Here is a 26,729-nt window from a genome sequence, read left to right on the forward strand (position 1 = left end):
TTCTTTTTTAATTATTGCTTTTTCTTTCGAACTGCTAGCCAGATCTCACTGTAGGCTTGTTCTGTTCCTTGATCAAAATTCGTAAACGAGATCTCTGGCGCTTCAACTAATTCATAAGCCGAAGACGGCAGCCATTCCGAGTAAATTTTTCCCCAAGTATCTTGGAGCGTTTTAGGAAATGCTCCGGTACTCGGAAAAATCGCCCATGTTTGTCTGTCTACTGACAACTGTTCTAAATCAGCGAAAGGATTTTCTTGGGTAGTCACCGAGCCAATCAAGTGCATCAGTTCCCCTTTTTCTTCCATCCGCTGGTCACCAAATGCGTACGAGGCATTCACAACTTGGTAAGGATAGCTTGTTTGCAACTCATGCAATTCTTCTTTTTGCTTGGATGTGATCCCTTGGGCCAATTCTTGAATCGCTTGGTTGACTCCTTCAAATTGGATGGGGACTCGTTTAGTCACGCCAATCAGGTTAAACGCTGGTTTTTCTTCAATCTTAAAATCCATTGAAACTGCTCCTTTAACATCAATATAAAATGAGCGTTGAGGAAATGATTTTTGAGCGCCCGTTTTACTCACTTCAGAAGGCAAGCGGCCCGACCATTCCCGGAAGGCTCGCGAAAACCCTTCGACGGATTGATAGCCATACTTAAAAGCGACTTCAGTCACAGTTGTTCCGTTTGCCAATTCTTCATTGGCTAGCGCCAAGCGCCGATACTTAATGTAATCGGTCAACGAAAGACCCGCAATAAAAGCAAAGGTCCGCTTCAAATGATATTCTGAAATACCGATCATTTTGGCTGCTTCTGACAATGAAAGCTCTTCTAACAGATGTTCTTCAATATATGCCATTAGACGATTTAAATCTTGAATCATTTCCCTCTCCCCTCATTTCTTACTTGATTCTATACTAGCAACTAATTATAGACTCGACCGATTTTAAACCAATAATGTCAATTATAGCATGCTCTTTTTCAATGACCGGCAACTAATAAAAAAACTTGCTCACTGAACGGATTCCTAAATTTCCCAATTTCACTTATTAGACTTTATATTCCATTTGTTCCACAGCTATTAATTTGGGTGAATCCAAAATATTATAAAAACACTCAATCTTCTGCTTCGTTACAGGCTTTTTAGCAACAAAACAAACAAAAACTGATGATTGAAATTCCGTGAAACATCGCACTCCTTTTTAATCGGTGGATAAATCACCTTGATTTTCTTTTTGAAAAGTCAACTGTTTGAATACACTGAATCAGATTAAAGTAACAAGTATACAGCAAATTCAGCCTAACTATTTTTAAAACCAAAGCCTCTCTCGCTGACCCTTTCAAGGATAACGAGAGAGGCTTTGTTAAAATACTTACTTCAACCACACAGCAGCATAATTTTTATTGGTAATTTTGTTGCTATCCTAACACGATCCCAGCATCAGCGAGCGCCGCTTCAACGATTTCCATCACCAGCTTGCTGTGTTCCAGCTGTTGTTTGACGAAAGTCATATCATGTTTTTCGATGACTTGATTGAACAATTTAAATTCGTCGTACATCCGATGGGGATGATTTTTGTGATCAAAGGTTTGACTTTCACCAGAACGTCGTTCGAGGCTGTAATTGTCTAAAACATTGGTTGGCCCATTGATAACTACTGAACCTTCAGTTCCTTGAATCGTTGAGCGGATCGTCGCCTCCGAGTCTTTAGCACCGATGCAGACGACTTTGATCTCACCGTAATCTAAAATCAACAGACCGGAAGTATCGATTGATCGCTCAATATTGGCATAATACTGAACCCGTTGCGGTTTTCCTAATAGGCCAACGACGAGATGAATGTTGTAAATATTGATATCCATCAAAGCTCCGCCCCCCATTTTAGGATTGAAAGCCGGCAAGATCGTTCCTGCCTTAAAAGCGTCATAGCGGGAGGAATATTGTGAATAGTTGCATTCAATGATTTTCAATTGGCCGATTTGTTGACTGGCTTCTTTGATGCCTTGGTAATTGGCTAGATATTGATTCGTGATTGCTTCGACTAAGACCAAATTTTTAGCTAACGCAATTTTTTCCAGTTCCAATAATTCAGCAGAGGTCAAAGTAAATGGCTTTTCACAGATTACATGTTTGCCGGCTTCTAAAGCTTTTTTGGCAAAAGCATAATGTAAATGATTCGGTACCGCGACATAAACGGTGTCGAACGCTGTGCTTTGCAGGCACTCATCGAGATCGGTATACGATGCTTCGATAGCATAGTCTGCTTGTAATTTCTCGGTTTTTGCCTGACTTCTTTTGGTTCCCAACAGGGCTTTGACTTGAATCTCCGGCAGGTCTTTCGTCAATGGTAAAAATTCCTGAACAATCATACCTGATCCTAAAATGGCTAGTTTCATGGGATTCCTCTTTTCTTTGCTTTATTTTACGCGAAGGGTTGAATTTGCTGAATACCTTTTTCCAACATCTCGATTTGCAACAAGGTTTCTTCATCTTTGACGACTTTCGGCTGACCATTGATCAATGTTGCGTAGATATCCTCATATACCCGACTATAATCGCCAATCTCGGAAACAACTTTTTCTTCGTGGTACCTACCATTGTCATCAATATACGTAAGCGTACCATAATGCTGGGGTAAATCGATACCGAAATCCTGATTTTCTGGCAAATAAAACATTTTTAAGTGCTCTTCTTGCCGGTCTTTGGTTTCTTTGACAAAGACCCCTTTTTTTCCATAAACAACGAAACTCGGCCGTTCCTTCAAACGGAAATAACTTGATTTCACCGAAACTTTCAGCCGACCATAAAAAAGATCCAAATCAAAATAATCATTCATCCGATCCGTTCCTAAGAGCTGGCGGACCTCATAATGCACATCATCGGGTTCACCAAAATAGGAGATCACTTGATCCAGCGTGTGGCAGGCGTGACCATAGAGATAACTGGTACCAATCGAAAATTTCTCGACACTTGCCGGCACTTCTGGTCGATAGTAGTCGTAGTGCATCTCTACTTCTAACAGATCTCCTAGCACGCCACTTTCAATCACCTTTTGAACAGTCAAAAAATCAGAATCGTAGCGGCGATTTTGATAGCATTGCACAAATAGTCCTTTTTCCTCAGCTAATCGGAATAATTCCTGGGCTTCTGCAACTGTTTCAGTAAAGGGCTTCTCAATCAAAACATTTTTCCCGTGCTCCAAAGCTTCCTTCCCTAATTTGAAATGCAGCGGGCTGGGGGTCGTCACGACTACTAGTTGGATTTCCGGATCCTGATAGATCGTATCGATCTCTGTGGTATACGTCACACCGGGGACTTTTTCCCAAGTGATCTTGCCACTAGGTGAATAGATCGTTTTGACTTTGATTTTGTCGGTCAATTTTGTTGAAAAAGGTAGATGATAGCGATTAGTACTCTTGCCGTTGCCGATATACGCGATGGTTAACATAATAACTAAATTCCTCCAAATTTTTGATAGTTTTATTATAGAGAACTTTTGGCTTTAAAAGGACTTTTCCAGCAACATCGGTCTTTTTATTCAGCCTTTCGCCATTTTCATAGCAAAGCTTGAACATTTTGTTCAGAAATCCAGCCGCCCAATGAAAAAATCTTCTGAAATCAATCAATTTACGTTATGATAGCAAGACAAGCAGTAAATCGAATAGAGGTAAAAAAGATGCTTTTAATTGATAAATTACATTTACAAAATGACTTAACTACAACAGAAAAACGGATCGCGGACTATATTTTAGCGAATCTGACGACGATCCCCGCGATGAACGTCGCAGATCTAGCCAAAGATACTTATACCTCCCATTCTTCCGTGATTCGTTTAGCCAAAAAAATGGGCTATGAAGGGTTTCGTGATTTTCGCGTAGCCGTCTCTGAAATTGCCCATAGTGAGCTCTACCGTGCCAAGCCAGTCGATGCGAACTTTCCCTTTCAACCACATGATTCGACTGCTGAAATTGCGAAAAAGATCGCAGACCTGACAATCAATACGGTCCAACGAACTTATGCTCAGCTGGAAGCTAACGTGCTCGATGAGGCCGTCACCCTATTAGCCCAGGCCCAACGGATTTTTCTGTTTGCCCAAGGCGATTCACAAATTCGAGCCCGCAGCTTTCAAAATAAACTAATCAAAATCAACAAATTTCTGATTGTTGCTGATGAATACGCCGATGAAGATTGGAACGCGGCGAGTCTGACGGATCAAGATTGCGCCATTTTTATCTCTTATCGCGCCCGCGTCCCACAATATGAACGGATGCTGAAACATTTTTTAAATGAAAATATTCCTTCCGTCTTATTGACCGGTAATGAAAATTCAAATTTGATCGCTTTAGCAACCCAAGCAATCGTCTTCACCCAAGATGAACTGGATTATTTAAAAGTCAGCACCTTTTCCTCGCAAATTGCCTTTGAATACATTTTGGATACCTTGTTTTCTCTATTGTATGCCAAAGATTTTGAAGCAAATCTGGCGGCCTTCCGAAAAAAGAACGAATGGATTGAAAAAGGAAGTTTATCTGAACACTCAGACTAAAAAAACATGCTGACGCTTTAGCCGTCAGCACGTTCTATTTGTAATGTTTTGATTGTATCCACGACACTCTCATGAGCCACCTCAGTCACATCAAAATGCAGCAGTTTGAAGGTTGTTTCCAAAATGAAACCAATTCCAAACACCGAAATCACGGTTCCGACACCAATTTTAGCCCCTAACAACCAACCAATCAATAAGGCCAGCCCTTCAATCGACCCGCGGATCACGCCGATGGGAACTTGTGGTAATCGTTTGCCCAAGGCCACCATCAAGGCATCCCGTGGACCACAGCCCAAGGACGCACCGATATAAAAATAGCTGCCTACACAAATCGACACCTGCCCTAACAAAAGCAGCAAAACACCCGCGAAAAAATGATGCATTTGCGGAATCAGTGCCAACGCTTGAATCCCATCCACAAAAACGCCAATCAAAATCGTATTCAACAGGGTCCCAAAACCGATCTTCTCCTTCAGCGCAACATCCAGCACCAAAATAACGACACCGGTGATAATGATGACCGTTCCATAACTCCAATCCGTCAAATAAGAAATCCCCATACTAAAGGCTTCCCATGAGGCCAGGCCAATATTGGCTTGAATCGTCAAAACTGAGCCTAACGCAAATAAAAATAAGCCTAACAACAACTTTACCAACCGAACACTATATCCCTTCATTAAGCCCCTTCTTTCTGTAACTGTCTAACGCAAAAATACGAAAATTCATGGTGTTTGTCAATCAGATTCCCCAAAAAAGATTTAGCGGCCGTAACTTCGCTATTTTTTGACTCACTAAAGAAAATGACCATTTCCGAAAACAAAAAATAAGCGCCGTCAAAAGCACGCTTATTCAATGGAGACTTCTTCAAAAACAACTAAAGCCACCTTAGCAACACAATCAACAGTTGTCGACTAGGACTTAGCTGAAAGAACTAATTAATTTTTTCAGACAATTGATTGACTAGTTTTTGGATTGAACGAACCGCATCTAGTGTGACATATGGATCCATTATCACCAATGGATAATCACTCGGCAAATCACCTCGGCCACCCGTCGTGATCAAGCCATCGTAAGTTAGGATCTTCTTATACATATCCTGACTGTTGTCCCAGATTCCTTCAAAATGGTGAATCTCATAGTTTCCGTAAACAATCTGACGGATACCTTTGGCCATGAATTCCTCTTCTGTCGGCGAAAGATCTGAGATCAATAACAAATGGATGGTTTTATCCTGGGAAGCCAGCAGCTCTAAACTATTTACTTCTTGGGTTAATAAGAGATAAACATAGTTGATAATAAAATCTTCATTTTGATAAATGCCATATTCTTCAACAAATGCCCGGACAATTTCAGTCACTTTTACTACGGCCGGTTCGTGTAAAGTTTTGACCGTTTCTAAAAAAACTGCGCGGCTTTTGCGTAAAATCGTCAAAAATTTCTTATCTTCATCATACAAATAAACATCCGTCATTAAAACCATCGTCAAGTCATACATCCGTTGCGCATCTAAAGGAACTCCCAGCAGTTTCATATACTGCTCCGCCAATTTTAGATGGACTTTAAATAAACGCTGGTAGCGGGGATTGTCGCTCAGCGCTATTTCCAAATGTTTTTTGCTAAATACGATCGCATCAGAAAATGAGAGCCACAGACAATCACGTATTTCCTCAAGTGTAAGCTCCAAACGAAAAACCTCAGAAACCGTGTCTCTGAATTTCTGAATATCTTTCGTTTCTGGCAAAGCTAACCCCGTCGTTCGAAGCTCCTCTTTGGGATAATAATGTCCATTTTTTATACGCCATAAACTGATAAAGACGTTGTATGTAACCCGTTTTTGAAAAATATATTTTTTATGAAAACCATTTATTTCAGTAAAGGCCGCCACAAATTTTTCGATTGCTACCAATTGATACTCTCTGATATTCGGCAAGTCGATTTTTAACGTATATTGTTTTTCAAGAAAATAGCGATAATAAAAATGTCTGATTACACTTTCTCGCCCCTCTAAACGCAGCGGACGATAACACAGCTTGATCCCCGCTTGATTCAAGGCCTGTTCCGCCTTTTTCAAATAGCGTTGAGCATTAGAATAACTGATAAACAGCCGTTTTGATAACGCCTCAATGTTTTCACAGTTTTCATACAACAGCTCCTCAATAATCTGGAACTCCGGGGAATTAATCAATGCTAAGGAATATAATTTTCCAATACTTACATCTTTTTTAAGCACGACCCGATACAAACCCTCTGCTTTTTCCACCAAAAAGTCGCCGTCCAATTCATTGATCATAGCAATATCCTTCAATAAAATTGGTAACGAACAATCTAACCCTTCCAACAACTGCTCACTTGATAATCCTTCACGCTGATAATATAATAATTCAATTAGCCGTAACCTACGTCTATTACTCGTTCCTAAAACCTGGCGAAAATCCATACCATAACCCTCCAAATTCCTTAGTGCTGTTCTTTTACGAAGCCAGTTGCTACTAAAAGTTCTCCTTGCAATCTTTCACAATTCGACTAGACAGATAGCTGACTGATGCAAATAATTAAAATAACGACATCACGTTATGACAGTTAACAACACTCTCCTTTTATTTTACCCTTTTTCGATAAATCTATGTAGCTTTTTTTTATTATTTCATATAAACGAAGGAAAAATATCTTATATATCAACTTTTTTATAGCGTCAAACTATTATTTATCGCTATAAATTAAATAAACGACACATTATTTACTATAAAAATTTACTTATACAAAAAAACGACATTTCCCATTTTGGCGAGAATGTCGTTTTTCATTATTTTTTTGATGATTGGCGTTGAATTGTGTAACTCCGCCTCACTCGGTCAAATTGCTTTCACTCTTGATAAGTTTTAAGTTAGAAATCACTCCACTCATCATCTTCGGATTTTGTTCGCTTCCGGCGTGGCTTTGATTGAAACGTTTCATTGGCTTCATAACGGTTTTGGGGCGGCTTTGGCATCAGCAAAGCAAATAGAAGATATAACAAGATTGGTGCGCCATCAAAAATGAATAGTGAGACTATGAAAATTACCCGGGCAATCGTCGCATCAATTCCAAAATACTCTGCAAGTCCGCCTAACGTTCCCGTCAGTACTCGATTTTTTTGTGATTTCATCAATCGCTTGTTCATTTATCTTCCTCCTTTGTCATAATCCTTCAAATAAATATTGCCGGCTTTTGAAGACACCGCTACCTCAGCCGTCGGTTCAGCAGAGCGTGTGAAATGTAAAATTTTTTGCGTTTCTCCCAAGCGTTCTTGAACTGTCTCATAATTGGCAAGACGATAATTAATCGTACCACTGCCAGTCTTTGCGACTCCTGCGATACCCGTTCCTTGTGGCAAGGCCACTTTGACATCACCGTTGACTGAATTTGCTACAATTTTTTTCAATTCGGCATTACCAACGGTTAACTTGATATCTCCGTTAATCAAGGAGTATTCGGCACTTGCACTATCTGTACTGGAAATAATCGTGCCGGTGACCGTCTCAGCGAACAGATCTAATACTTCGCCTTTTCGCAGCTCGATTTCATTGTTGGTGCCAGTAATTTCCAGCATCGCCGCGTCCATCTGTTGAATCAATAAATCACCCTTCGTAACATTGATGGCAACATTCTTAGCCCTCAGCTCATCAATCAGCACGTCACCATTCAGAAGACGAATCGCTAACTCGTGATAGTGACGTCTTGGTAAATAGACCGTCAACTCGGCTTTCACCCGCTTATTCGGCACATGGAATAAGATTTGAGCATTATTTACCTCGATTTGACTCCGTTTCAAAAAGGCTTCAAGGGGATCACTTTCTTCCATCTTTCCCAGTAGCGCGACAGTTGCCTCAACCTTCACATCCATGATGGTTTCATCTGTCCAGGTCTTCAAGACTACTTTTCCTTTCGCCAATTTGATATCAATTGTACGGGCAGCGTTGTTTTCAAAAACAAATTGATGACTGAAGTGGGTTTTAGCTGTTCCATATAATTTTTGATTCACGTTCTGCCAATCAAACTCATGGCCGACCGTCTCTGAGACCGTTTTGGCTGCTTTACTAACAATTCGACCAAAGCGGCTTCCAAAATCATTGGCTTGAACTTGGGGACGGTCCATTGGACGGTAGCTCTGCTCTTCAAAATCATCCGGCACTTCAAAAAACTTTGGTGCTTCATCCCTTTTTTCAGTCGTAAAAAGTTCCTCGCCTAGTGCTTGACGTTCATATTTTAACAGCTCAAGCTCTTCCTCTTGTTCCTTCAGTTCAATTTTCATTTCATTATATAATACTTCATTTTCCGCTGAAAGAATTCCTAATTCTGCTTCAAGATTCAATTCTCGAAATTCGGCTTTCTTTGCTCGCAATGCTTCGATTTTGGTTTGTAGGACTTCGTCAAACTCCGTAATTTTTGGTCGGATTGAATCATTTTCAGCTGACGAGCTTTCAAGGCCATTTTCCCACTCATCGATCAGACTGGCAACACTATCTTTCGATTGCGTATCGCTAGCAAGCGGCTCAGGAATGTCCACTTGGGGTTCCGCTTCTTCTGCAATGTCTACCGCTGGTTCCATGCCTTTTTCGGGCGCTTCAAGTGCTTCCACCAAACTTTCGGCTGGTTCATCCAATGAACCCCCCATTTCTGTCAAGGACGCTCCTGACTCATCCACCGTTACAGCCACTTCTTGTTCTAGCTGCAACTCGGCCTTTTCAGCCGGTTCATCGACTGCTGAATCAGTCGTTTCCTTTGGGTGGTCAATAAATTCTAATAAATCTAGCCCTTCTTCTGGCGATAAGATTCCTTTTTTGATTGATTCGATTATTTTCGCGCGTTCATCCATGATGCTCCCCCTCGCAGGCTTTTTTCTATAAATCTATTATGCCTAATCTTTTGCGATTCGTCATAGGTCAAAAGGACTATCTTTGAAAAAACAATAAAAAAAAGTGAACCCCGTAGCGGTCCACTCATTAATTTAAATGGTCATAGCCAGATTATTTTTATTAAAAGTCGCTCCAGCCTTCATCAAAAACAGCTTCGGCGGTTTTTGGTTGCGCGGTTGCATATGCCGCATTGAATTGCGCTTGCTCCGCCTTAGGAACCACAACCATCAGCAATAAATAAAGTAAGATCGGTGCTCCAATCAAGAAAACACTAGTAAAGACATAGATCACTCGAACGATTGTTGGATCAATTCCAAAATATTCTGCTATTCCTGCTAAAGTCCCCGTTAAAACTCGATTATTTTGTGATTTCGCTAATTTTTTATTCATTTTCATACTCTCCTTTTGCTGTCGATCTCTTATGACCTTATTATGCCAAAGAGATCGTCACCCGTCATAGGTCAAAAGGATGATTTTTGGACTAGTCATTTAGTCTGATTTTTTTACTTTAATGAAGAAAGTAAAAGCCCACGGCTAACGCTGCGGGCTTAGAATATGGCTTGATTTTTTCATGTAACTGATTAATTAGTCCCTATTGTGCGATCAATCAAAGATGTACCCACAGTCGCTGCATCTTTTATACTGCTGATCGATGATCCCACCGCATTTTTTACAGGTGAATTTAAGTTTTTGTAATTGTAAAAATACGTCCATATCTTTACTAGCGTCTACCCCATTTTGAACTAAATTTACATTGTAGTTGTTGATATACCGTCTATTTAAGTCCTTAATTTTAGAACATGGAAATTTAGAACACTGGAAACACCATTGAAGTCCCTTATTCAATACACATCTCTTTTTTAGACAGTCACGACAACTTTTACGAGTGATTAATTCATTAGAAGTTCGACAACCCGCACAAGAATTTTTATCCCGTAAATAAGCACTACAAACAATACAGTTTACACCACAAGGAGCAATCATCTCTTCAGAAATTTCAGCTAGCATTTTCAGCTAAACGGTCCTCCTTGCAATAATCTTACTCAACGATTCCATACAAGAATCAGTTAACTTTTTTAGCTATGAAAAACTAACGAACCACCATTACATTGCACGGGGCATAATTTATGACATAAGAGGTGGTGGAACCGATCAATAGACGCTCGATTGCATTTTTTCCTGTTGCACCCATCACAATTAAATCAATTTCTGCTTCTTCAGCAAACTGAACAATATCTACCTTGGCACTGCCTTCGATTTTCCGGGTAGTATAGCTCACTTCATCAGCGACGATTTGGGCAGCTTTATCCAGTGTTCGGGTAGCATTTTCTTCGCTTACTTCTTTCGCATACTGAATCAGCCGAGCGTCAACTGTGGCGATCGACATATCCGTCACAGTCAAAATATACAAATGGGCTTTGTTCCTTTGAGCGATTGCAACAGCTTCTTTCAGGGCAGCGTAGGACTGATTTGATTCATCGACTGGGACTAAAATCTTTTTATACTCATCCATAAAAGCGCCTCCTTTTCACTTAATTATACACGTTCTGACGTTTAAACTTAACCATAACGTCTGCTCTTCATTAGCAGAAGCATACTTTCGGCGAGTCCCATTTTCCAACGGAATTTACAAATGTAATCATTTACATAGCTATGACCCACTAGTAAACTAAACCTTACAGGAAGGGGATGTGATGGAATGGATATCAAAGCAATTGTACTGGATATCGATGGAACCTTATTGACTTCAAATCAAGTCATTTCAGAAAAAACCAAAAAAGCGCTGATTGCCGCTCAAGCAAACGGAATCAAAGTGATTTTGGCTTCCGGCCGCCCTACGACCGGGATGCTGGAACTAGCTGAACAATTGAACTTACCGGAATATGCAGGTTTGCTCGTTTCTTATAATGGCTCGCGGGTCACTGATTGTTTGACGAAAGAAGTACTTTTTAATCAAGCGCTAGATATCGAGACCGGGCAAGCGATCTTGGCTCACTTGAAAAAATTTGACGTGATACCGATGATTGACAAAGATGAATATCTCTATGTAAATAATGTTTACAACAATTTGTTACATTTGCCAGAAGGAGATTTCAATATTATTGAATATGAAGCCCGTGGCGGGAATTTTAATTTATGTGAAATCGACGATCTAGCGGCCTTTGCGACCTTCCCTATCAATAAAATCTTGATTGCCGCCCAGCCGAACTATTTGCAAAAACAGGCCGCTGCGATCTATGCGCCTTTTTCCGAAACAGTGACAGCGGCTTTCTCGGCACCTTTTTACTTCGAGTTTACTGCTAAAGGTATCGATAAAGCCAAGGCCTTAAAGGCGGTCTTCCCCGCATTGGGAATTTCGGCCAACAACGTAATCGCCTTTGGGGATGGGCAAAATGACCGCTCAATTATTGAATACGCCGGAATCGGTGTGGCGATGGGCAATGCGGCGGAAGAATTAAAAATGCTGGCTGACAATGTCACTTTTTCTTGCGATGAAGATGGCATCGCCGCCAGTTTAGAAAAATATCTTTAAAATAAAAAAGCGAACTACTTTTCATATGAATCAGAAAAGTAGTCCGCTTTTTATCAAGCATATAATTTTTTAGTAAAATATTTTAATAGAAACGGCGATGAAAGGGTGGTAAACAAAATAACTATAATAATTGCCGAATAATAGCTATTGATCACTAGACCTGCTTGATACCCTAATTGCAAAATAATCAGCGCCATCTCGCCTCGTGAAACCATTCCTGATCCCACCATCAAACTGCTTGGCCGATTAAACCCCGAAAAGCGACTGCCGATAAAACCACCAAGTAATTTTGAAAAAATCGCAACGAGCGTAAACAAAAGAATGAATAAGAATTGCTTGCTGAGACCGTGGAAGGAAACTTCCAACCCGATGCTGACAAAAAAGACCGGAATAAAGACTGCATAGCCGATTGCTTCAATGTTATAACGAATATCTTGCCAGACATTGGTCTGCCCGATGGCCACACCAGCAGAAAAGGCTCCGATTACCGAACTTAACCCAATCAAATCGGCTAAGTAGGACATACTCAAACACAACGTCAAGGACACGATGATAACGGCCGATTCGGCTAATAACTTTTTGCTTAAATTCATTAAATAGGGGGCACCCCAACGAATCAGCAAGAAGACTGCGATAAAAAATAGAACTTGCTCAAGCAGCATCAGACTTAAAGGAACCTTGCTGCTTCCTTCGATACCCATTAACGGCATACATAAACTCACCAACAAAACGACTAAAATATCATCAGCCACCGAGGCCCCAAGAATCGTTGAGCCTTCCTTTGTCGTGATCACCTTCAATTCCTTCAAGACCTCGACCGAAATACTGACAGAAGTAGCCGCTAAGATCAAACCTAGAAAAAAGGCCTGGTTCCAAACAACGTGAAAAACCCGACCGCTGATAACACCAAAAAGCAAGGGGAAAAGAACGCCCAACAAAGCCACATACATCGCCGGTCGAAAATATTTTCTAAGCAGACCTAGATTGCTTTCCATCCCTGCTAAAAACATCAAGATAATGACTCCAATCTCAGAAAAATCGGTCACTAAGATATCTGGATGAACAATTTGCAGACCACCGTTTCCTAATAAAATCCCGACCAGTAGCTGACCAATCACTGCCGGTATCCCAAACCGTCGTGAGAAATGCCCCGCCAGTGTCGTACTGACTAAGATCAAACACAAAACCCCAATAAACGCCATCTTTTTTCCTCCACCATCACAAACTCAAAACTGTCTTCCATTCAATTGTATCCGTTTACACAAACAAAGTCTATCGTAAAAAAAGACGAAAAAAAAAGGCTGAGAATCTGTTACTCTTTTCTCAAACACTTTTTTATTCGTCCAATTGGCCCCTCGAGCCTTCTGTTTCCTTTAGTGGTTTTTTCTGTTGGTGGAATTCGAGTAAAGCGCGATTGAAATTAGCAATCAACGCGGTTAGGATCCCGACACCGATCAAGACATAGCCGATCGTAAAAATTTTCCCCACAGCTGTCTGTGGCGACAAATCACCAAATCCCACCGTCGCTAACGTGATCACCGAAAAATACAAGGCATCTAGATAGGTCATCCCTTCCACATTGTGGTAAAAAAAAGTGCCAATCAATAAGATAAAAAGAACAGCCAGCATAATCGCCTTTTGTTCTTCCTGACGAAATAAAATCCTTAAAATTCGCCATAAGCTTCGAAATAATAAGAAGAACGCAACCATGACTACCGCCTTTCAAAATTTGTTTTCCCACTGCAGCCAAATCTTCACTAAGATTCTGCTGCGACTTACTACTCCTAGTTTACCAAAGAAGTGCCGCGCCGTGGTGAAAAATAAAAGAAAAAAATAGTTTTCAGTAACTGCTTTATAACTAACTTTGTTACAATAATAAGTAAGGAAGTGGTTTGATGTTACAGATAAAAAGAGCCTATGAACCTGCTAGTGCGGCAGATGGCTATCGCGTCTTAGTCGATCGTTTGTGGCCTCGTGGCAAATCAAAAGACGTCGAAAAAATCGATCTATGGCTAAAAGACATCGCCCCAAGTACTGAGTTACGAAAATGGTTCAATCACGAAGAAACCAAGTATCCGACGTTTAAAAGCAATTATTTAGCCGAATTGCAATCTGAACCGCAAAAATCCGCTTTAGTAGAGCTAAAATCCGTTTTAGCTACGCAGGATGTCGTTACCTTGATCTATGGGGCAAAGAACGAAACACAAAACAATGCACAGGTTTTACTAGAATTATTGCAACAATAAAGGGGCCAGCGAAAAAGTGGCTCTAACACGTATTTTTTAAATGAATGACTAAGGGGGAAATAATGAAATTTAATAGTGTGTTTATGTTATATTCGGCCATTTTAGGTTTTTTAGCCGGATTATTATCTGCTTTATTTTTAACGATCGTCAATCTGATGATCCAGCTCGTTTGGGATACGATCCCGCAACGTTTTGATCTGCCGGTTTATTATCCCATCATTTTTGGCTTAATCGGTGGCTTATTGGTCGGTTTATTTCAACGTTACGTGGGTGATTATCCGAAAACGATGGAAGACACATTAGAGGAATTCAAAGCCACCAATGCCGTTAAATACAAGCGGCAACTCTCCAAAAATTTCATTGGAGCCTTGCTCGTTCTGACATTCGGTGCCAGCCTCGGACCCGAAGCCGCTTTGGCAAGTATTTTAGGTGGTCTGATCAGTTGGGTCGGTGATCGACTGAAGTTTACCTTTGCGCGGAAGGAAGAATTTTTGAAACTAGGGATCGGCGCGATGCTGGCAACCATCTTTCACGCTCCGTTAGTTGGGGTCGCAACACCTTTTGAAGAAAAATTAGCCCATAAATCTCACAAAATCAAATGGCGCAAACTGCTACTCTACGGTTTGAGCACAATCTTTGGCTTGATCGGTTTCGCCTTTGTTCAGCAACTTTTTCCTAAAGAAATGATTTTCAAACTCCGCCTGCCAACAGTTGCTTGGACTAAAGAAGTTTGGCTTTTGATTCTGCCGGCCGCTCTTTTAGGCATTGCTTTTGGCTATTTATTTTTAGTCCTCGAACGCCTCAGCGATAAAATCGCTGAAAAAATACAGCAGCCAGTCTTACTGGCACTACTAGCCGGATTGTGTATTGGACTATTTGGCATGTGGTCTTCTTATTTCTTATTTTCCGGCGAGCACGAACTCTTAGGTCTGTCGGAAAATTATACGGGGCTCACGGTCAGTTTCCTTTTTCTACTAGCAGTCGGCAAGGCCTTGTTGACGAATCTTTGTTTTGCTTTTGGCTGGCGCGGCGGAAAAATTTTTCCCGCAGTTTTTTCCAGTACAGCCTTAGGTTTAGCCTTAGCTAGTTTATTCCCTTACACCCCGGGATTGATTGTAGCGATCGCAGTCGCAGCCAGTGTCACGATCATTCTTAACCAACCGGCGGTCACTGCTGCTCTGCTCCCTGAATTGGATCGAAAATAGGGATTCCATCTCCAGGGAAGAGGACACCGAAAGATAACAGCAAAAATGCTGATACTTCTGGGAAGGCTAAAACATACATAAACAATCGAAGGGTAAGTACACCAATAATTACCAATAAAGAGAGTGTAATATAAACCGTGTAAGTAACCATCAATCCTAGGCAGGTGGTTGCTTTGCGGTTTTTCTTTTTCTAAAATAAGATCAAGAGGTGATTACACAATGGCTAGAAAGAAAAGAAATCCTGATGCCGAAAAGTTAGCTGAATCGATTCTGAATGCCTATCAACCTGAATCTGTCGATGACATGCAAGATGCTTTGAAAGATGTGTTTGGTCCCCTATTTGAAAAGATGCTTCAAGGAGAATTGAATAACCATTTAGGTTATGATGCTCATTCTAAGGAGCCTAAGGAACACGATAATCGTCGAAATGCTATGGAAATAAAACGCTTAAAACCAGTTTTGGTGAAGTAGCTATTGGTGTCCCTAGAGACCGGGAGGCTTCCTTTGAACCAGAGTTAATTCCTAAGAGAAAACGAGATGTCTCCGACATCGAAGGCAAAGTTCTGTCCATGTATGCTCGAGGAATGAGTCAACGAGATATCGCCGCAACCGTTGAAGATATTTATGGCTTTGATATTTCTCATGAAATGATTTCAGATATCACTGACGCTGTCCTTCCTGAATTGGAAGAATGGCAAGCCCGACCATTGCCCAAGTGCTATGCTTTTCTATTCGTCGATTGTATGTATGTTACTTTACGAGAAAACTATGAAGCCAAAGAATATGCTGTATACACCATTCTTGGCTATGATCTCAAAGGAAATAAAGAGATTTTAGGGTTATGGTTAAATCAAACAGAATCTAAAAATCGATGGATGCAAGTGTTCGATGAATTGAAAGCACGTGGGGTAGAAGATGTCTTTTTCATTTCGATGAACGGTGTTTCTGGTCTCGAAGAAGGCGCAAAAGCAATCTTTCCTTCAGTAATTGTCCAGCGCTGTATTGTTCATCTTGTTCGAAATGCATTGCGTTATATTCCAAGCAAAGACTACAAGGAAGTCTGCCGAGACATGAAAAAATTCTACGGTGCTTCGTCTCTAAACGCTGCACATGCCGCCTTCGACAGTTTTCAAAATCGATGGTCTCATTATTCTGGTGCTGTAGATGTTTGGAAACGGAACTTTGCTCATGTTGAACAACTATTTGATTATGGTAGTGCCATTCGAAAAATCATGTACACTACCAATGCGGTTGAAAGTGTTCATTCCAGCTTCAGAAAAGTCACAAAAAAAGGAGCGTTCTCCAATGAGAGTGCACTCCTAAAATTACTTTATTTACGTACGAAAGAATTACACACGAAGTAGGCAGGAGGTCGAATCCAGAACTGGGCCATGGTGCTTAATCAGTTAATGATTAACGAGGCCTTCTCCTCTAGAATTGAAAAGTATGCGATTTACCTTCCGTAACAACGGTAGGTTTATTCAACTACGTGTCCAATCAAAATTTATTTGATTTCAAAAATAGCCAAGAGAATTTTGGTTGTTAAAAACTCTTAACTATTTAACTTCCACAGTTTAGTTGACAAACCCACTTCAAATATTGGGACCTGCAACAGTTTAGTTAACAGTCGGTTAGATTACTTATTTTCTTCGCCTCAAATTGTCGAGGAGTCATCATAAATTTTGTATGGATTCTTTTGTTTGGATAGTAGTCTTCTAAATAATCTTGAATCAACACCTTCATCTCTATTTTACTTTTATGCTTGTTGGGTTCGATTAATTCTCGTTTGATTGATCGATGAAACGATTCGATTACCGCATTATCAACAGGAGTCCCAGGTTGGCTCATTGAATGTGTAATGTGGTGGTCGGTCAACAGCTCTTGATAGCTAAGAGACCGATATTGGCTACCTCTATCGGAATGAATTACCGTAGGCAATTCTCCTTTATAAATTTGTAATGGATGGATGACAATTTCTTTTTTCATGTTTGAATCCAACATATAGCAACGTGGAATACGAGTTGCTAAGTCAATGTAGGTGGACAAATAGAGGCGACCGTCATTACAAGGAATGTAAGTAATATCTGTCACCCAAACAGCATCGATTTGGCTCTGTTCAAATTGTCGATTCAATAAATTTTCTTTTACTATTTCTTCGATTGCTTTTCCTCTGCCATAAGAAGATTGGCGTCGATGAAATCCTTTTGCGCATAAATTCATTCCACGCATAAGGACCGCCACAACACGTTTATTGGTTTCGATTCCTTCATCGTAAAGTTGTTGAGCGATTCTTGGAGATCCGTATCGACCTTTGTGTTCGTAGAACACTCGCTTAATATTCTGTTTTAAAAAATTATGGCGAAGTTGAGTCCTACTGGGTTGACGATTCCGCCATAAATAATATCCTTGCCTACTTACATTTAAAATCCTGCACAAAGTTTGAATTGAATATTGTTGATGATGTTTGTGAACAAACTCAAAACGAACTACTTTTTTTGCTTCACAAACGTGTCGAACTTTTTTAGAATTTCATTTTCCTCTGTTAGCCGTTTATTTTCCTGTTCAAGAATGTAGAAATCTACTTTATCAGGTAATCTTTTTCCTTGTCCAGCAAAAGCATTTTTTCCGTATCGATGATATTCTGAAACCCATCGGGAAATTGTTGGACGAGAGATATTGTATTCTTCAGCAATTTTCTTGGTAGTTACTTTTTTCTCAAGGATATCCTGTGAAATCTTTAGTTTAAATTCACGATCATATGTTTTTCTCAATAGAGTTCATTCCTTCCGGTAACGTAACTGATAGTCAAGAAAAGTGTATCATAGCCCATTCCACTTAGGAATTGAAGCTCCCTTTTTACTGATTATTTATATCACAACTTAATTTACAACTTACCTTAATTTACTTTACGAAAGTTCCTTTTCAAAATCTTTCATTGGAGCTAGCGTATTTTTATACTAATCCCTTGCTTCTTGATCCTCCGTAACATGCATCACACTGCTGTGGCTGATTAAATATGCTAAATCACTCCCATTTACTTGGTCGTCAAACGATCGACCCAAGGAATCAAAGGTTCATAAAGTGCTACGAGCCGTCCGGTGAATAACGCAGTAATGAGCGTACCTTCGCGAATGCCGACAAGACCTTGAAAGTAGAGTAGCGAGATAATCAACGCCACTGCCACCATTGTCAAATCCGTAAACATTTTTAATTTTCCAAAAGGTTGCTTGGTCCGCAATGTTAGTGCCACGACCAAACCTTCCCCTGGCATTAAGATCGACCGGGAATTTACTTCAAGGAATACTCCAAAAGACAACACGAGCATTCCAATCAAGGTAAAGACCAGTTGTTCGAAGTAATGATCCATGAATGCAGGCAACCCCAGCCGAGTGAAGCCCACCACAAAAACATCAATCAACCAGCCAAAGATCACTCCTGGCACAATCTGTAACATAATGGAAAGATTCACCTCACGTAAGAGGATCATTTGCAAAACAATCATTAAGATCATAAAAATAATCGTCAGATTTCCAATCGATAAGGGCATGATATAACTCATCACATTGGGAATACTCGAGATCGGTGAGGTCCCTAATTGCGCAAGCTTCGCCAATGCAATTCCAATCGACATCAAACTAATTCCCATAAACAAAACCACTAAGGATTTTATTTTTGCTAGCATAACAAGACTCCTTTCACAATAAAAAAACAGCCGCGATCGGCTTGTTTCAGGGCTGCTCCCAATAGTGGAAAAACCAGCTGAACTAAGCCTATCACCGCCGCATATTTTCAGGTTATGTATCAATGCGTCCTACTCTATCCTAAGGAGCAATTGACGTTTTGTCAAAGCAGCTAGCCATTTTGCCCATTTTTATCAAAAAATGATTCCACCCACTAGGTGATTTGAGGGACATTCCGTTTGTTTCATAATAAAGTGACATCATTCTATTAGATCATTGGTCGCCGATGAAAAGACAATATGAGTAGATGGGATACCAAAACGCATGGTTTCGTCGATAAATGCTTCGAGCATCTCCATATTTTCTACGACAACTTTTACTAGATAACTATAATTTCCAGCAATCCGATAATATTTCAAAACGATCGGCTGGGTGGAACAAAATTCACGAAACGCTTTACAGTTAACCGTCTCAAACAATATCAGTGCCGTAATATTTTTCCCCATCTTTTGATAGTTAATATTAATAGTATATTTATCAATGATCCCTGTTTCTTCCATTTTTGTGATCCGCTCTTTTACCGCGGGCGAACTGAGCGCTACTTCCTGCGCAATTTTGTTATAAGGTAACCGCGCATTTTGCTTTAGAAGTTTTAATATTTTTTTGTCTGTTTCATCCATTCTGTTTCCACCTTTCTTTTATTAAGTTTATTCATGGATATTCTTTAATTAACGTAGTTATTTCCACCAAAAGAATTAAAAATCAACTGTAGGGAGACGTTACTTTACTTTATCATAAAAGAAACAACAAGGAGGAATCGATCGATGAAAAAAGTTTTGTTGCTACTAGCAAATGGGTTTGAATCCTATGAGGCAAGTGTCTTTACCGATGTGTTTGGCTGGAATCTTTATGAAGGGGATCGTTCAACCGATCTAATTTCTGTTGGCTTACATCCGGTTTTATCTTGTACTTGGGGCTATTCTTGTATCCCCACTCAACAATTGAAGGAGATAAATTTAGCTGAATTTGATGCGTTAGCCATCCCAGGTGGATTTGAAGAAGCAAATTTTTACGAAGATGCTTTTAGCGATGCTTTCTTAGAGGTAATTCGGAAATTTGACGCTCAACACAAGCCCATTGCAGCCATTTGTGTCGGCAGCCTTGCCGTCGCTAAAAGCGGAGTGCTCTCCGGACGTTTCGGAACAACCTACCGCTTCAAAAATAATCCTCGACAACGTCAAATGGAAGAATTAGGCGTTCTAGTAAAACCAGATGATCGAATCGTGGAGGATCAAAATATTATTACTTCCTCATCACCCGAAACAGGCTTAGATGTCGCCTTCCGTTTATTAGAAATTTTAACGACCGAAGAAAATGTACTGGATGTCAAACAACGGATGGGTTTTACGCCCAGCAAAAAAGCCTAGCAACACAAAAATCTCCTCGCTAGGTAGAGCAAAGTCTGATCAATCTACAAAAAAAGCCGTATCCTATTTTTGAGGATACGGCTTTTTTGAGCTAATTTTATAGTGAAATGACTTTTTGCGTTGCTTGATCGAAGAAATGCGCTTTTGCCAAATTGAAAGCCAATTCAACGCGTTCACCGGGTTTGTGGAAATCGCGGGCATCGACTTTTGAGACAAATTCTGTCTCGCCAACTTTGGTGTATAGCAAGGTTTCCGCTCCCAATAGCTCAGAGACCATTACTTCTGCATTGACCACTGTTCCCTCAGAAGAATCAATGACAATCTGCTCACTGTGAATATCTTCTGGTCTGATTCCAAAGATCAGCGACTTTCCTTCATAACCTTTTTCAACTAATGATTTGTTTTCACCTTCAGAAATTTTCAATCGTAAACCATGGTTATCACTGATGATTCCATCATTTAAGGTAACTTCAAAAAAGTTCATCGCGGGCGAACCAATGAAACCAGCAACGAATACATTTTGTGGTGTATCGTAAACTTCTTGTGGTGTTCCAACTTGTTGAATAATTCCGTCTTTCATAATAACGATTCGATCGGCCATTGTCATCGCTTCTGTTTGGTCGTGCGTAACATAAATCGTCGTAGTTCCCAAACGTTGATGTAATTTAGCAATTTCTGAACGCATGGATACCCGTAATTTAGCATCTAAGTTTGATAACGGTTCATCCATTAAGAAGACTTTTGCATCCCGAACAATCGCACGGCCTAATGCGACCCGTTGTCTTTGACCTCCTGAAAGTGCGGCTGGTTTCCGTTTAAGGTATTCGCTTAATCCTAGAATCTCAGCAGCATTTTCGACACGTTGCTTGATATCGGCTGGGTCATATTTTCTCAATTTTAAACCAAAAGCCATATTATCAAATACCGTCATATGAGGATATAAGGCATAGTTTTGGAAAACCATCGCAATATCACGGTCTTTAGGAGCCACATCATTCATCAGCTTCCCACCAATTTTCAGCTCTCCTTCTGTGATATCTTCTAAACCGGCAACCATCCGTAATGTCGTCGATTTTCCACAACCGGAAGGTCCGACAAAAACGATAAATTCTTTGTCATCGATCTCCAAATTGAAATCAGTTACTGAGTATTTTTCAGCATTCTCATATTTTTTATGAATATGATTTAATGAAAGTTGTGTCATTTTACATCCCATCCTTTTTATTGAACTCTAAAAGCTCGGCAACAGTGATTTCAGTCAAATCCTTGACGACCATATCAGCATTGGGCAAATTCACGCTAGAACCTACGCCAACCGCTAACATCCCTGCTTGCTGGGCCGCCTCAATTCCCGCTTTAGCATCTTCAAAAACGATACAGGCTTCTGCCGGAAGCTGCATTTTTTCTGCTCCTAAAAGAAAAACTTCCGGGTCAGGTTTGGCCTTTGCTACGTGGTTTCCATCGACAATTACATCAAAATAATCATATAATTCCGTATTTTTCAAAATCATTTCAGCATTCTTACTAGCTGACCCCAAGGCAATTTTTAGTTTTCGATCTTTCAGTTCTTGAATCAAAGCGATCACACCAGGTAAAATTTCACTTTTATCCATCGTTTTAATGTAATCGACATAGACCTGATTTTTCTGTTCTAAAAATTGTTCTTGTTCTTCGACTGAATACTCTTTATTTCCTAACGATAAAAGAATTTCTAAGGATTTCACCCGTGAGACGCCTTTTAATCGTTCATTATCTTTTTCGGTAAATGGAATTCCCAGTTGTGTGGCTAACTGCTTCCATGCTTGAAAATGGTATTTCGCAGTATCGACTAACACACCATCCAAATCAAAAATAGCTCCAAGATATTTACTCAATGTCTTTGCCCCTTGTACTTTTTATTAGACTAGCCACATTCATCGCTGTCCGTTCTAAGTTAACTTCTGCTTCTTTTAATGCTTTTTCAAGTGTCCCGACTTCGCCGATAATCGGGAAACAGGCAGTAATTCCATAATCCTGGAAATTTGACAACTGAGTCTCGACACTGCCACAAATCGCGATGACTGCCGTCTCTTTGGGTGCTCGCTGAGCAATCCCCACCGGTGCTTTACCTGACATACTCTGCCGATCCATCTTGCCTTCACCCACAATAATGTAATCTGCATCTTGGACTTCTTTTTCAAAATTCAACGCATCCAATACAAAATCAATCCCATGAATGATCTGTCCCTGAGCAAATTGAATGATTCCAGCTGCCAAGCCACCACCCGCACCACTGCCTGAAACAGTAAAAATAGTCGGGGATACGATTTGATAAAAATGGTTCATGGCTTGATCAACTTCAGCCAGTTCCGTCTGTTTCAAACCTTTTTGCGGACCAAAAATATACGTGGCCCCCGCTTTGCCACATAAGACGTTTTTGACGTCTGTTACCGCATAAACTTCTGCGGTAATCTTAGGGACCTTCGAGTCATCCACCCGCGCTACTCGTCCTACATTACAACCCAGCGGTTCCAATAACTTCTCTTGCTCATCGTAGAAACGATAACCGAGTCCCGCGGCAAAACCAATCCCACCGTCAACCGTGGCACTTCCGCCGACACCAATATAGATTTTTTTTATTCCTGTCTGCTGTAGTTTTAAGACCAATTCACCTAAACCGACTGTTGAGATTGTTAATGGGGCTTGCTGCTCTTCAGAAAACATTGGCAAGCCGACTAAATCAGCCATTTCGAAAAATGCTTGTTCTTGAAAATACATATAACGCATGGAAAATGGTTGGCCATCCCAGCCAGTCACTGTTTGGCTTCTTTCTTCCATGACAATACTTTGTGACAAGGCATCAAGGGTCCCTTCTCCGCCGTCACCAACGGGCAACAGGCGATAATCTGCAGCGGGAAATACTTGACTAAACCCTCTTTTCAAAATCTCTGCTACTTCACCTGCAGGAAGACTTCCTTTAAATGAATCCGGCATCAGCAATATTTTCATTCCTTAGTTTCGCCTCCATTCTAATTTTTGTTTCAAGTGATACTCTTGACCATCAATCATGATTGGTAACTCCGCTTGAGTAGCTTTGGATAAGATCAGACGATCTTGGGTTAAATCAAAATGAATCTTTTCATTTTTCCAATAGAAAGAAAACTGTAGTTGCTGCCAAGCTTTGGGCAGTTGTGGGGTCACTGCTAATTGCTCTCCTTTTGAGATTCCTGCAAAACCGAATACAGTCGCTAACCAAATTGCCCCTAAGGATGCAGCGTGGATACCCTCATCACTGGTATGTGGTTGATCATTCAGATCAATCCGACAGGCTGCTTGAAACATTTCATAGGCCCATTCAGCCTCATTGATTCGTGCTGCAACAATCGCATGGATCGCTTTACTTAAAGAAGAATCATGAATTGTCCGTTCTTCATAGTAATATAAATTTTTCTTGATGGTCTCAAAATCAAAGAGTTGCGGTTGCAAATACATCAGCATAACTAAATCGGCTTGTTTCAAAATTTGCCGATCAATTACTTCTTGCCGTGAATAGTCCGTTAGAATCAACTGACTCCCCGCTTGTTCTTTATATTTTTTTAAATCAATACTCGGTTTTGTTAAGAAGCTATCATCTTGTGGAATCAAACCTGCTTCATTAGGAACCGGTAAGTATAGTTTAGCAAGAAACTCTTCAAACTGCTGATTTAATTCTTCATCACCAGTCGAATGGTCCAAGGCCGCTTGAACGTTATAAGCCGCTAAATAATTCGTATAGGCATTGTTATTGATATGCTCCGTGTATTCATCAGGACCAATAACATCGTGAATCTCAATTCGACCCGCAACTTCTTCGCCCCGACTAAGCCAAAAAAGCGCTGTCTCTTTTAGTAATTCTTTTCCATACTGATCCATAAAAACTTGATCATTAGTGGTTTCATAAAGATCCATCACCGCAAAAGCAATATCAGCAACGATGTGATGCTCAGCCATGGCCGATGAAATCACTTGGCGTTTTCCGGTCCGAATATTAATAGCCGCATACTTTGGTGTTTCTTCGTAACCTGTCAACGCACTCTCCCAAGGGAACAAGGCTCCTTGATAATTGTTTTGCTGTGCTTTTTCTTTTGCGCCGGCTAAACGGAAATAGCGATATTTGAGTAAGCTTTCAGCAATCTCAGGATAATTGTGAAGAAAGAAAGGCAAAATAAAAATCTCGGTATCCCAAAATACATGGCCTTTGTAGCCTTCACCAGTCAGTCCTTTGGCCCCCACACTAAATTGTGGAGCATCTGGTGTCATAATTTGAAGATGATAACAAGCAAAGTCAATCGCTTGCTGATCAAACGGCTTCTCACTGGCAATCGTTACGCGATGATTTTGCCAAAAATCCTTCCAAGCCGTCTTAGTTTCTGCAAAAACTGTACCATAAGAAACATTTTGTTGTCCGGCTGTTTTGGCCGCTTCAAACGACGATTCTGTTTCTAAACCTGAAAAAACATACACCATTTTTTCTAGAATAAAGGGGGCTTCTTTACTACAGGTTTCGCTAATGGTTGTTTGAATTTTACGATTCTTAGCAGAAATCACACCTGCTTTATTAAGCCGCATTGCTAAACCAAGTTTCAGCTGACTTTCGATCGTTTCATATTCAGCAACCAACAGGCGCTCGTCAAATACGCGTAAATCTTGTTCAATGAAGTGTTGATTGCCACCGTTTGATACTTGACCATCAATTCCTGTTTTGACCGAAATCATACACGTATCCTCATCTAAAGGTTCCACGATTAATTGAAAAGCCAGCTGACTTTTTTCATTTTGATTGGCAATTCGTTTATTAGTGATCCGAACCCTTTGTCCGGAAGCTGTTTGCCATATCAGTGAACGTACCAGTTCTCCGGTTGAAAGCTCCAAATAGCGTTGGTATTGGCTAATTTTAGAGCTGTTCATTGAAAAGACTTCACCATTTATTCGTAATTCCAATGCTGTGATATCTGGTAGATTCACTAGTTCTGCTGACTCTGTCCCAACCGCCCGATCAAAAATCCCGCGTACAAAGAAGCCACGATCTTGATTGCGATAGTTTTCTTCCTGAACCGCCCGAAGACCTAAGTAGCCATTTCCAATGGTCATTAAGGTTGCTTCTTTATTCAGTGTTTCTTCATCAAATTGATTAAATTCTATTCTCATAGCTCTACTTTTTCACCCGTCTCAGCTGATTGATACAAAGCTTCAATTACCCGTTGAATAATATAGCCTTGGCTTCCGTCGGCAATAACTGCCTGTGGATCTCCCGCCACCTTACGACAAAAATTATCAATACTTGTATAGTGGATTTCTTCCAACGACTCTTTCGCTTCTTTTAAGAGCACTAGTTCTCCGTCTTGATCTGTATAGATTTTCCCTGGATAAAGATTTGCTCCGGCTTGATCCCCACAAAGTTGAATATCCAAAACTTTGGTTTTTTCAATATTTAAAGCAAAAGAAGTATTTATTCGAATAATCCCGCCGTTTTCTAATTCCAACACACCGAATAATGAATCTTCCACCGTGTACTTCTCAGGATCCCAAGCGCCAAAAGTTCCATGATTTTTTTTAGGTCCAATTTTTTGAAAATCATGAGCGAAAACTGTTTTAATCTTTGGAAAATTCAATAAGTACAAAGCTGTATCAAGCATATGAATACCATAATCAATCAGCGGACCACCGCCTTGAAGCTTTTTATCGATAAAATTTCCCCACCCCGGAACACCGGAACGTCTTAATGCCAAAGCATCCACAAAATAAATATCACCTAATAATTCAATATTTTCTTTGAGCATTTGTGCTTCAGCCGAATAGCGATGTTGAAAGTCGTAGCCTAGGATTGCTCCATGAGCTTCCGCTGTTTGCCACATTTTTTTTGCTTGCGCACTGGTCATTGCTGGTGGTTTTTCACAGAACACCGCACAGCCGGCTTCTAAAGCGCATAACACGCTTTCATAATGGAAGCGATTAGGTGTACAGATGCTGACTATTTCTGGTTGTTCTTGCTGCAACATTTCTTCTATTGAAGTATAGGCTTTATTAAAATGATTTTTCTGACAAAATGCCTCGCCTAGCGCCAAATCTGGATCGACTACCGCTACTAAAGAAAATTCTTCTGGTTTTGTTTGATAATAGGCTGCGTGGACCGTTTCTGCCACTTGTCCAGCTCCAACAATTGCTACTTTTTTCATTTTTGAT

At 40.4% G+C, this 26,729-nt stretch carries 25 protein-coding genes and 2 pseudogenes; 6 read left to right on the forward strand and 21 right to left on the reverse strand.

Annotated elements, in window-relative coordinates:
- Positions 1 to 11 precede the first annotated feature (11 nt).
- From EP1_RS08520 to EP1_RS08530, 3 genes are all read right to left on the reverse strand, one after another.
- On the reverse strand, positions 12 to 878 hold the full coding sequence (locus EP1_RS08520) for an AraC family transcriptional regulator (RefSeq protein WP_067626430.1): 867 nt from the start codon (positions 876 to 878) through the stop codon (positions 12 to 14).
- 536 nt (positions 879 to 1,414) lie between these two features.
- Positions 1,415 to 2,392: a Gfo/Idh/MocA family protein gene (locus tag EP1_RS08525; RefSeq protein WP_067626432.1), complete on the reverse strand. Its 978-nt coding sequence runs from the start codon at positions 2,390 to 2,392 to the stop codon at positions 1,415 to 1,417.
- A 26-nt stretch (positions 2,393 to 2,418) separates the two neighbouring features.
- The gene (locus EP1_RS08530) at positions 2,419 to 3,444 is read right to left on the reverse strand and encodes a Gfo/Idh/MocA family oxidoreductase (protein ID WP_067626434.1); all 1,026 of its coding nucleotides are present in this window, start codon (positions 3,442 to 3,444) and stop codon (positions 2,419 to 2,421) included.
- A gap of 228 nt (positions 3,445 to 3,672) precedes the next feature.
- Here EP1_RS08530 and EP1_RS08535 point away from each other — a divergent pair, with 228 nt between their 5' ends.
- On the forward strand, positions 3,673 to 4,542 hold the full coding sequence (locus EP1_RS08535; protein ID WP_067626436.1) for a MurR/RpiR family transcriptional regulator: 870 nt from the start codon (positions 3,673 to 3,675) through the stop codon (positions 4,540 to 4,542).
- A gap of 17 nt (positions 4,543 to 4,559) precedes the next feature.
- On the opposite strand, the gene EP1_RS08540 is transcribed toward EP1_RS08535, so the two are convergent.
- The 7 genes from EP1_RS08540 to EP1_RS08575 form a co-directional block, all read right to left on the reverse strand.
- A complete protein-coding gene (locus tag EP1_RS08540) occupies positions 4,560 to 5,219 on the reverse strand; it encodes a YczE/YyaS/YitT family protein (RefSeq protein ID WP_067626438.1) in 660 nt (219 codons plus the stop codon).
- A 254-nt stretch (positions 5,220 to 5,473) separates the two neighbouring features.
- The gene (locus EP1_RS08550; protein WP_067626443.1) at positions 5,474 to 6,979 is read right to left on the reverse strand and encodes an AcpB/EbpR/MafR family transcriptional regulator; all 1,506 of its coding nucleotides are present in this window, start codon (positions 6,977 to 6,979) and stop codon (positions 5,474 to 5,476) included.
- A gap of 447 nt (positions 6,980 to 7,426) precedes the next feature.
- Positions 7,427 to 7,702: a PspC domain-containing protein gene (locus EP1_RS08555; RefSeq protein WP_067626445.1), complete on the reverse strand. Its 276-nt coding sequence runs from the start codon at positions 7,700 to 7,702 to the stop codon at positions 7,427 to 7,429.
- Positions 7,703 to 9,397: a daptomycin-sensing surface protein LiaX gene (liaX, locus tag EP1_RS08560; protein WP_067626447.1), complete on the reverse strand. Its 1,695-nt coding sequence runs from the start codon at positions 9,395 to 9,397 to the stop codon at positions 7,703 to 7,705. It lies immediately after the preceding gene.
- Positions 9,398 to 9,557: 160 nt separating this feature from the next.
- Positions 9,558 to 9,827: a PspC domain-containing protein gene (locus EP1_RS08565; RefSeq protein WP_067626449.1), complete on the reverse strand. Its 270-nt coding sequence runs from the start codon at positions 9,825 to 9,827 to the stop codon at positions 9,558 to 9,560.
- Positions 9,828 to 10,040: 213 nt separating this feature from the next.
- On the reverse strand, positions 10,041 to 10,445 hold the full coding sequence (locus EP1_RS13765) for a DUF3795 domain-containing protein (RefSeq protein ID WP_067626451.1): 405 nt from the start codon (positions 10,443 to 10,445) through the stop codon (positions 10,041 to 10,043).
- A gap of 82 nt (positions 10,446 to 10,527) precedes the next feature.
- Positions 10,528 to 10,950: a universal stress protein gene (locus EP1_RS08575; protein ID WP_067626453.1), complete on the reverse strand. Its 423-nt coding sequence runs from the start codon at positions 10,948 to 10,950 to the stop codon at positions 10,528 to 10,530.
- Positions 10,951 to 11,136: 186 nt separating this feature from the next.
- Between EP1_RS08575 and EP1_RS08580 the strand changes: the two genes are divergently transcribed.
- Positions 11,137 to 11,970 carry a Cof-type HAD-IIB family hydrolase gene (locus EP1_RS08580; RefSeq protein ID WP_067626454.1) on the forward strand — a complete coding sequence of 278 codons (834 nt, stop codon included), beginning with the start codon at positions 11,137 to 11,139 and terminating at the stop codon, positions 11,968 to 11,970.
- A 53-nt stretch (positions 11,971 to 12,023) separates the two neighbouring features.
- On the opposite strand, the gene EP1_RS08585 is transcribed toward EP1_RS08580, so the two are convergent.
- Together EP1_RS08585 and EP1_RS08590 are read right to left on the reverse strand one after the other, a co-directional pair.
- Positions 12,024 to 13,172 carry a cation:proton antiporter gene (locus tag EP1_RS08585; protein WP_067626457.1) on the reverse strand — a complete coding sequence of 383 codons (1,149 nt, stop codon included), beginning with the start codon at positions 13,170 to 13,172 and terminating at the stop codon, positions 12,024 to 12,026.
- 133 nt (positions 13,173 to 13,305) lie between these two features.
- Positions 13,306 to 13,680 (reverse strand): potassium channel family protein, encoded by a 375-nt coding sequence (locus tag EP1_RS08590; RefSeq protein ID WP_067626459.1) that lies wholly within the window; start codon positions 13,678 to 13,680, stop codon positions 13,306 to 13,308.
- 185 nt (positions 13,681 to 13,865) lie between these two features.
- Here EP1_RS08590 and EP1_RS08595 point away from each other — a divergent pair, with 185 nt between their 5' ends.
- From EP1_RS08595 to EP1_RS08605, 3 genes and pseudogenes are all read left to right on the forward strand, one after another.
- Positions 13,866 to 14,216, forward strand: coding sequence for a DUF488 domain-containing protein (locus tag EP1_RS08595; protein ID WP_067626461.1), 351 nt, complete (start codon positions 13,866 to 13,868; stop codon positions 14,214 to 14,216).
- A gap of 62 nt (positions 14,217 to 14,278) precedes the next feature.
- Complete coding sequence (locus EP1_RS08600) at positions 14,279 to 15,421, forward strand: chloride channel protein (RefSeq protein ID WP_067626463.1); 1,143 nt, start codon at positions 14,279 to 14,281, stop codon at positions 15,419 to 15,421.
- Between the two features lie 219 nt (positions 15,422 to 15,640).
- A pseudogene (locus EP1_RS08605) lies at positions 15,641 to 16,887 on the forward strand (IS256 family transposase).
- 154 nt (positions 16,888 to 17,041) lie between these two features.
- On the opposite strand, the pseudogene EP1_RS08610 reads toward EP1_RS08605, so the two are convergent.
- From EP1_RS08610 to EP1_RS08625, 4 genes and pseudogenes are all read right to left on the reverse strand, one after another.
- Positions 17,042 to 17,884: pseudogene (locus EP1_RS08610) on the reverse strand (IS3 family transposase); the annotation flags it as partial.
- A gap of 23 nt (positions 17,885 to 17,907) precedes the next feature.
- Entirely contained in the window at positions 17,908 to 18,192 is a 285-nt protein-coding gene (locus EP1_RS08615; RefSeq protein WP_001232998.1) for a transposase, read from the reverse strand.
- 263 nt (positions 18,193 to 18,455) lie between these two features.
- Positions 18,456 to 19,103, reverse strand: coding sequence for a YczE/YyaS/YitT family protein (locus EP1_RS08620; RefSeq protein ID WP_083507523.1), 648 nt, complete (start codon positions 19,101 to 19,103; stop codon positions 18,456 to 18,458).
- A 258-nt stretch (positions 19,104 to 19,361) separates the two neighbouring features.
- On the reverse strand, positions 19,362 to 19,781 hold the full coding sequence (locus tag EP1_RS08625) for an Lrp/AsnC family transcriptional regulator (RefSeq protein ID WP_067626465.1): 420 nt from the start codon (positions 19,779 to 19,781) through the stop codon (positions 19,362 to 19,364).
- A gap of 144 nt (positions 19,782 to 19,925) precedes the next feature.
- Between EP1_RS08625 and EP1_RS08630 the strand changes: the two genes are divergently transcribed.
- Positions 19,926 to 20,528 (forward strand): DJ-1/PfpI family protein, encoded by a 603-nt coding sequence (locus EP1_RS08630; protein ID WP_067626467.1) that lies wholly within the window; start codon positions 19,926 to 19,928, stop codon positions 20,526 to 20,528.
- A gap of 97 nt (positions 20,529 to 20,625) precedes the next feature.
- On the opposite strand, the gene EP1_RS08635 is transcribed toward EP1_RS08630, so the two are convergent.
- From EP1_RS08635 to EP1_RS08655, 5 genes are read right to left on the reverse strand one after another with little or no spacing between them, the layout of a single operon-like run.
- Positions 20,626 to 21,732, reverse strand: coding sequence for an ABC transporter ATP-binding protein (locus EP1_RS08635; protein ID WP_067626469.1), 1,107 nt, complete (start codon positions 21,730 to 21,732; stop codon positions 20,626 to 20,628).
- 1 nt (position 21,733) lies between these two features.
- Positions 21,734 to 22,402, reverse strand: coding sequence for a beta-phosphoglucomutase (pgmB, locus tag EP1_RS08640; RefSeq protein WP_067626472.1), 669 nt, complete (start codon positions 22,400 to 22,402; stop codon positions 21,734 to 21,736).
- The gene (locus EP1_RS08645) at positions 22,395 to 23,516 is read right to left on the reverse strand and encodes a glycerate kinase (protein WP_067626474.1); all 1,122 of its coding nucleotides are present in this window, start codon (positions 23,514 to 23,516) and stop codon (positions 22,395 to 22,397) included. Before EP1_RS08645 ends, pgmB begins: the two co-directional genes overlap by 8 nt.
- A 3-nt stretch (positions 23,517 to 23,519) precedes the next feature.
- On the reverse strand, positions 23,520 to 25,694 hold the full coding sequence (locus EP1_RS08650; protein ID WP_067626476.1) for a glycoside hydrolase family 65 protein: 2,175 nt from the start codon (positions 25,692 to 25,694) through the stop codon (positions 23,520 to 23,522).
- A complete protein-coding gene (locus tag EP1_RS08655; RefSeq protein WP_067626479.1) occupies positions 25,691 to 26,722 on the reverse strand; it encodes a Gfo/Idh/MocA family protein in 1,032 nt (343 codons plus the stop codon). The genes EP1_RS08650 and EP1_RS08655 overlap by 4 nt, the downstream gene beginning before the upstream one ends.
- Positions 26,723 to 26,729: the final 7 nt, after the last annotated feature.

It is taken from the genome of Enterococcus pseudoavium NBRC 100491 (assembly GCF_001544295.1).
Lineage (GTDB): Bacteria > Bacillota > Bacilli > Lactobacillales > Enterococcaceae > Enterococcus_A > Enterococcus_A pseudoavium.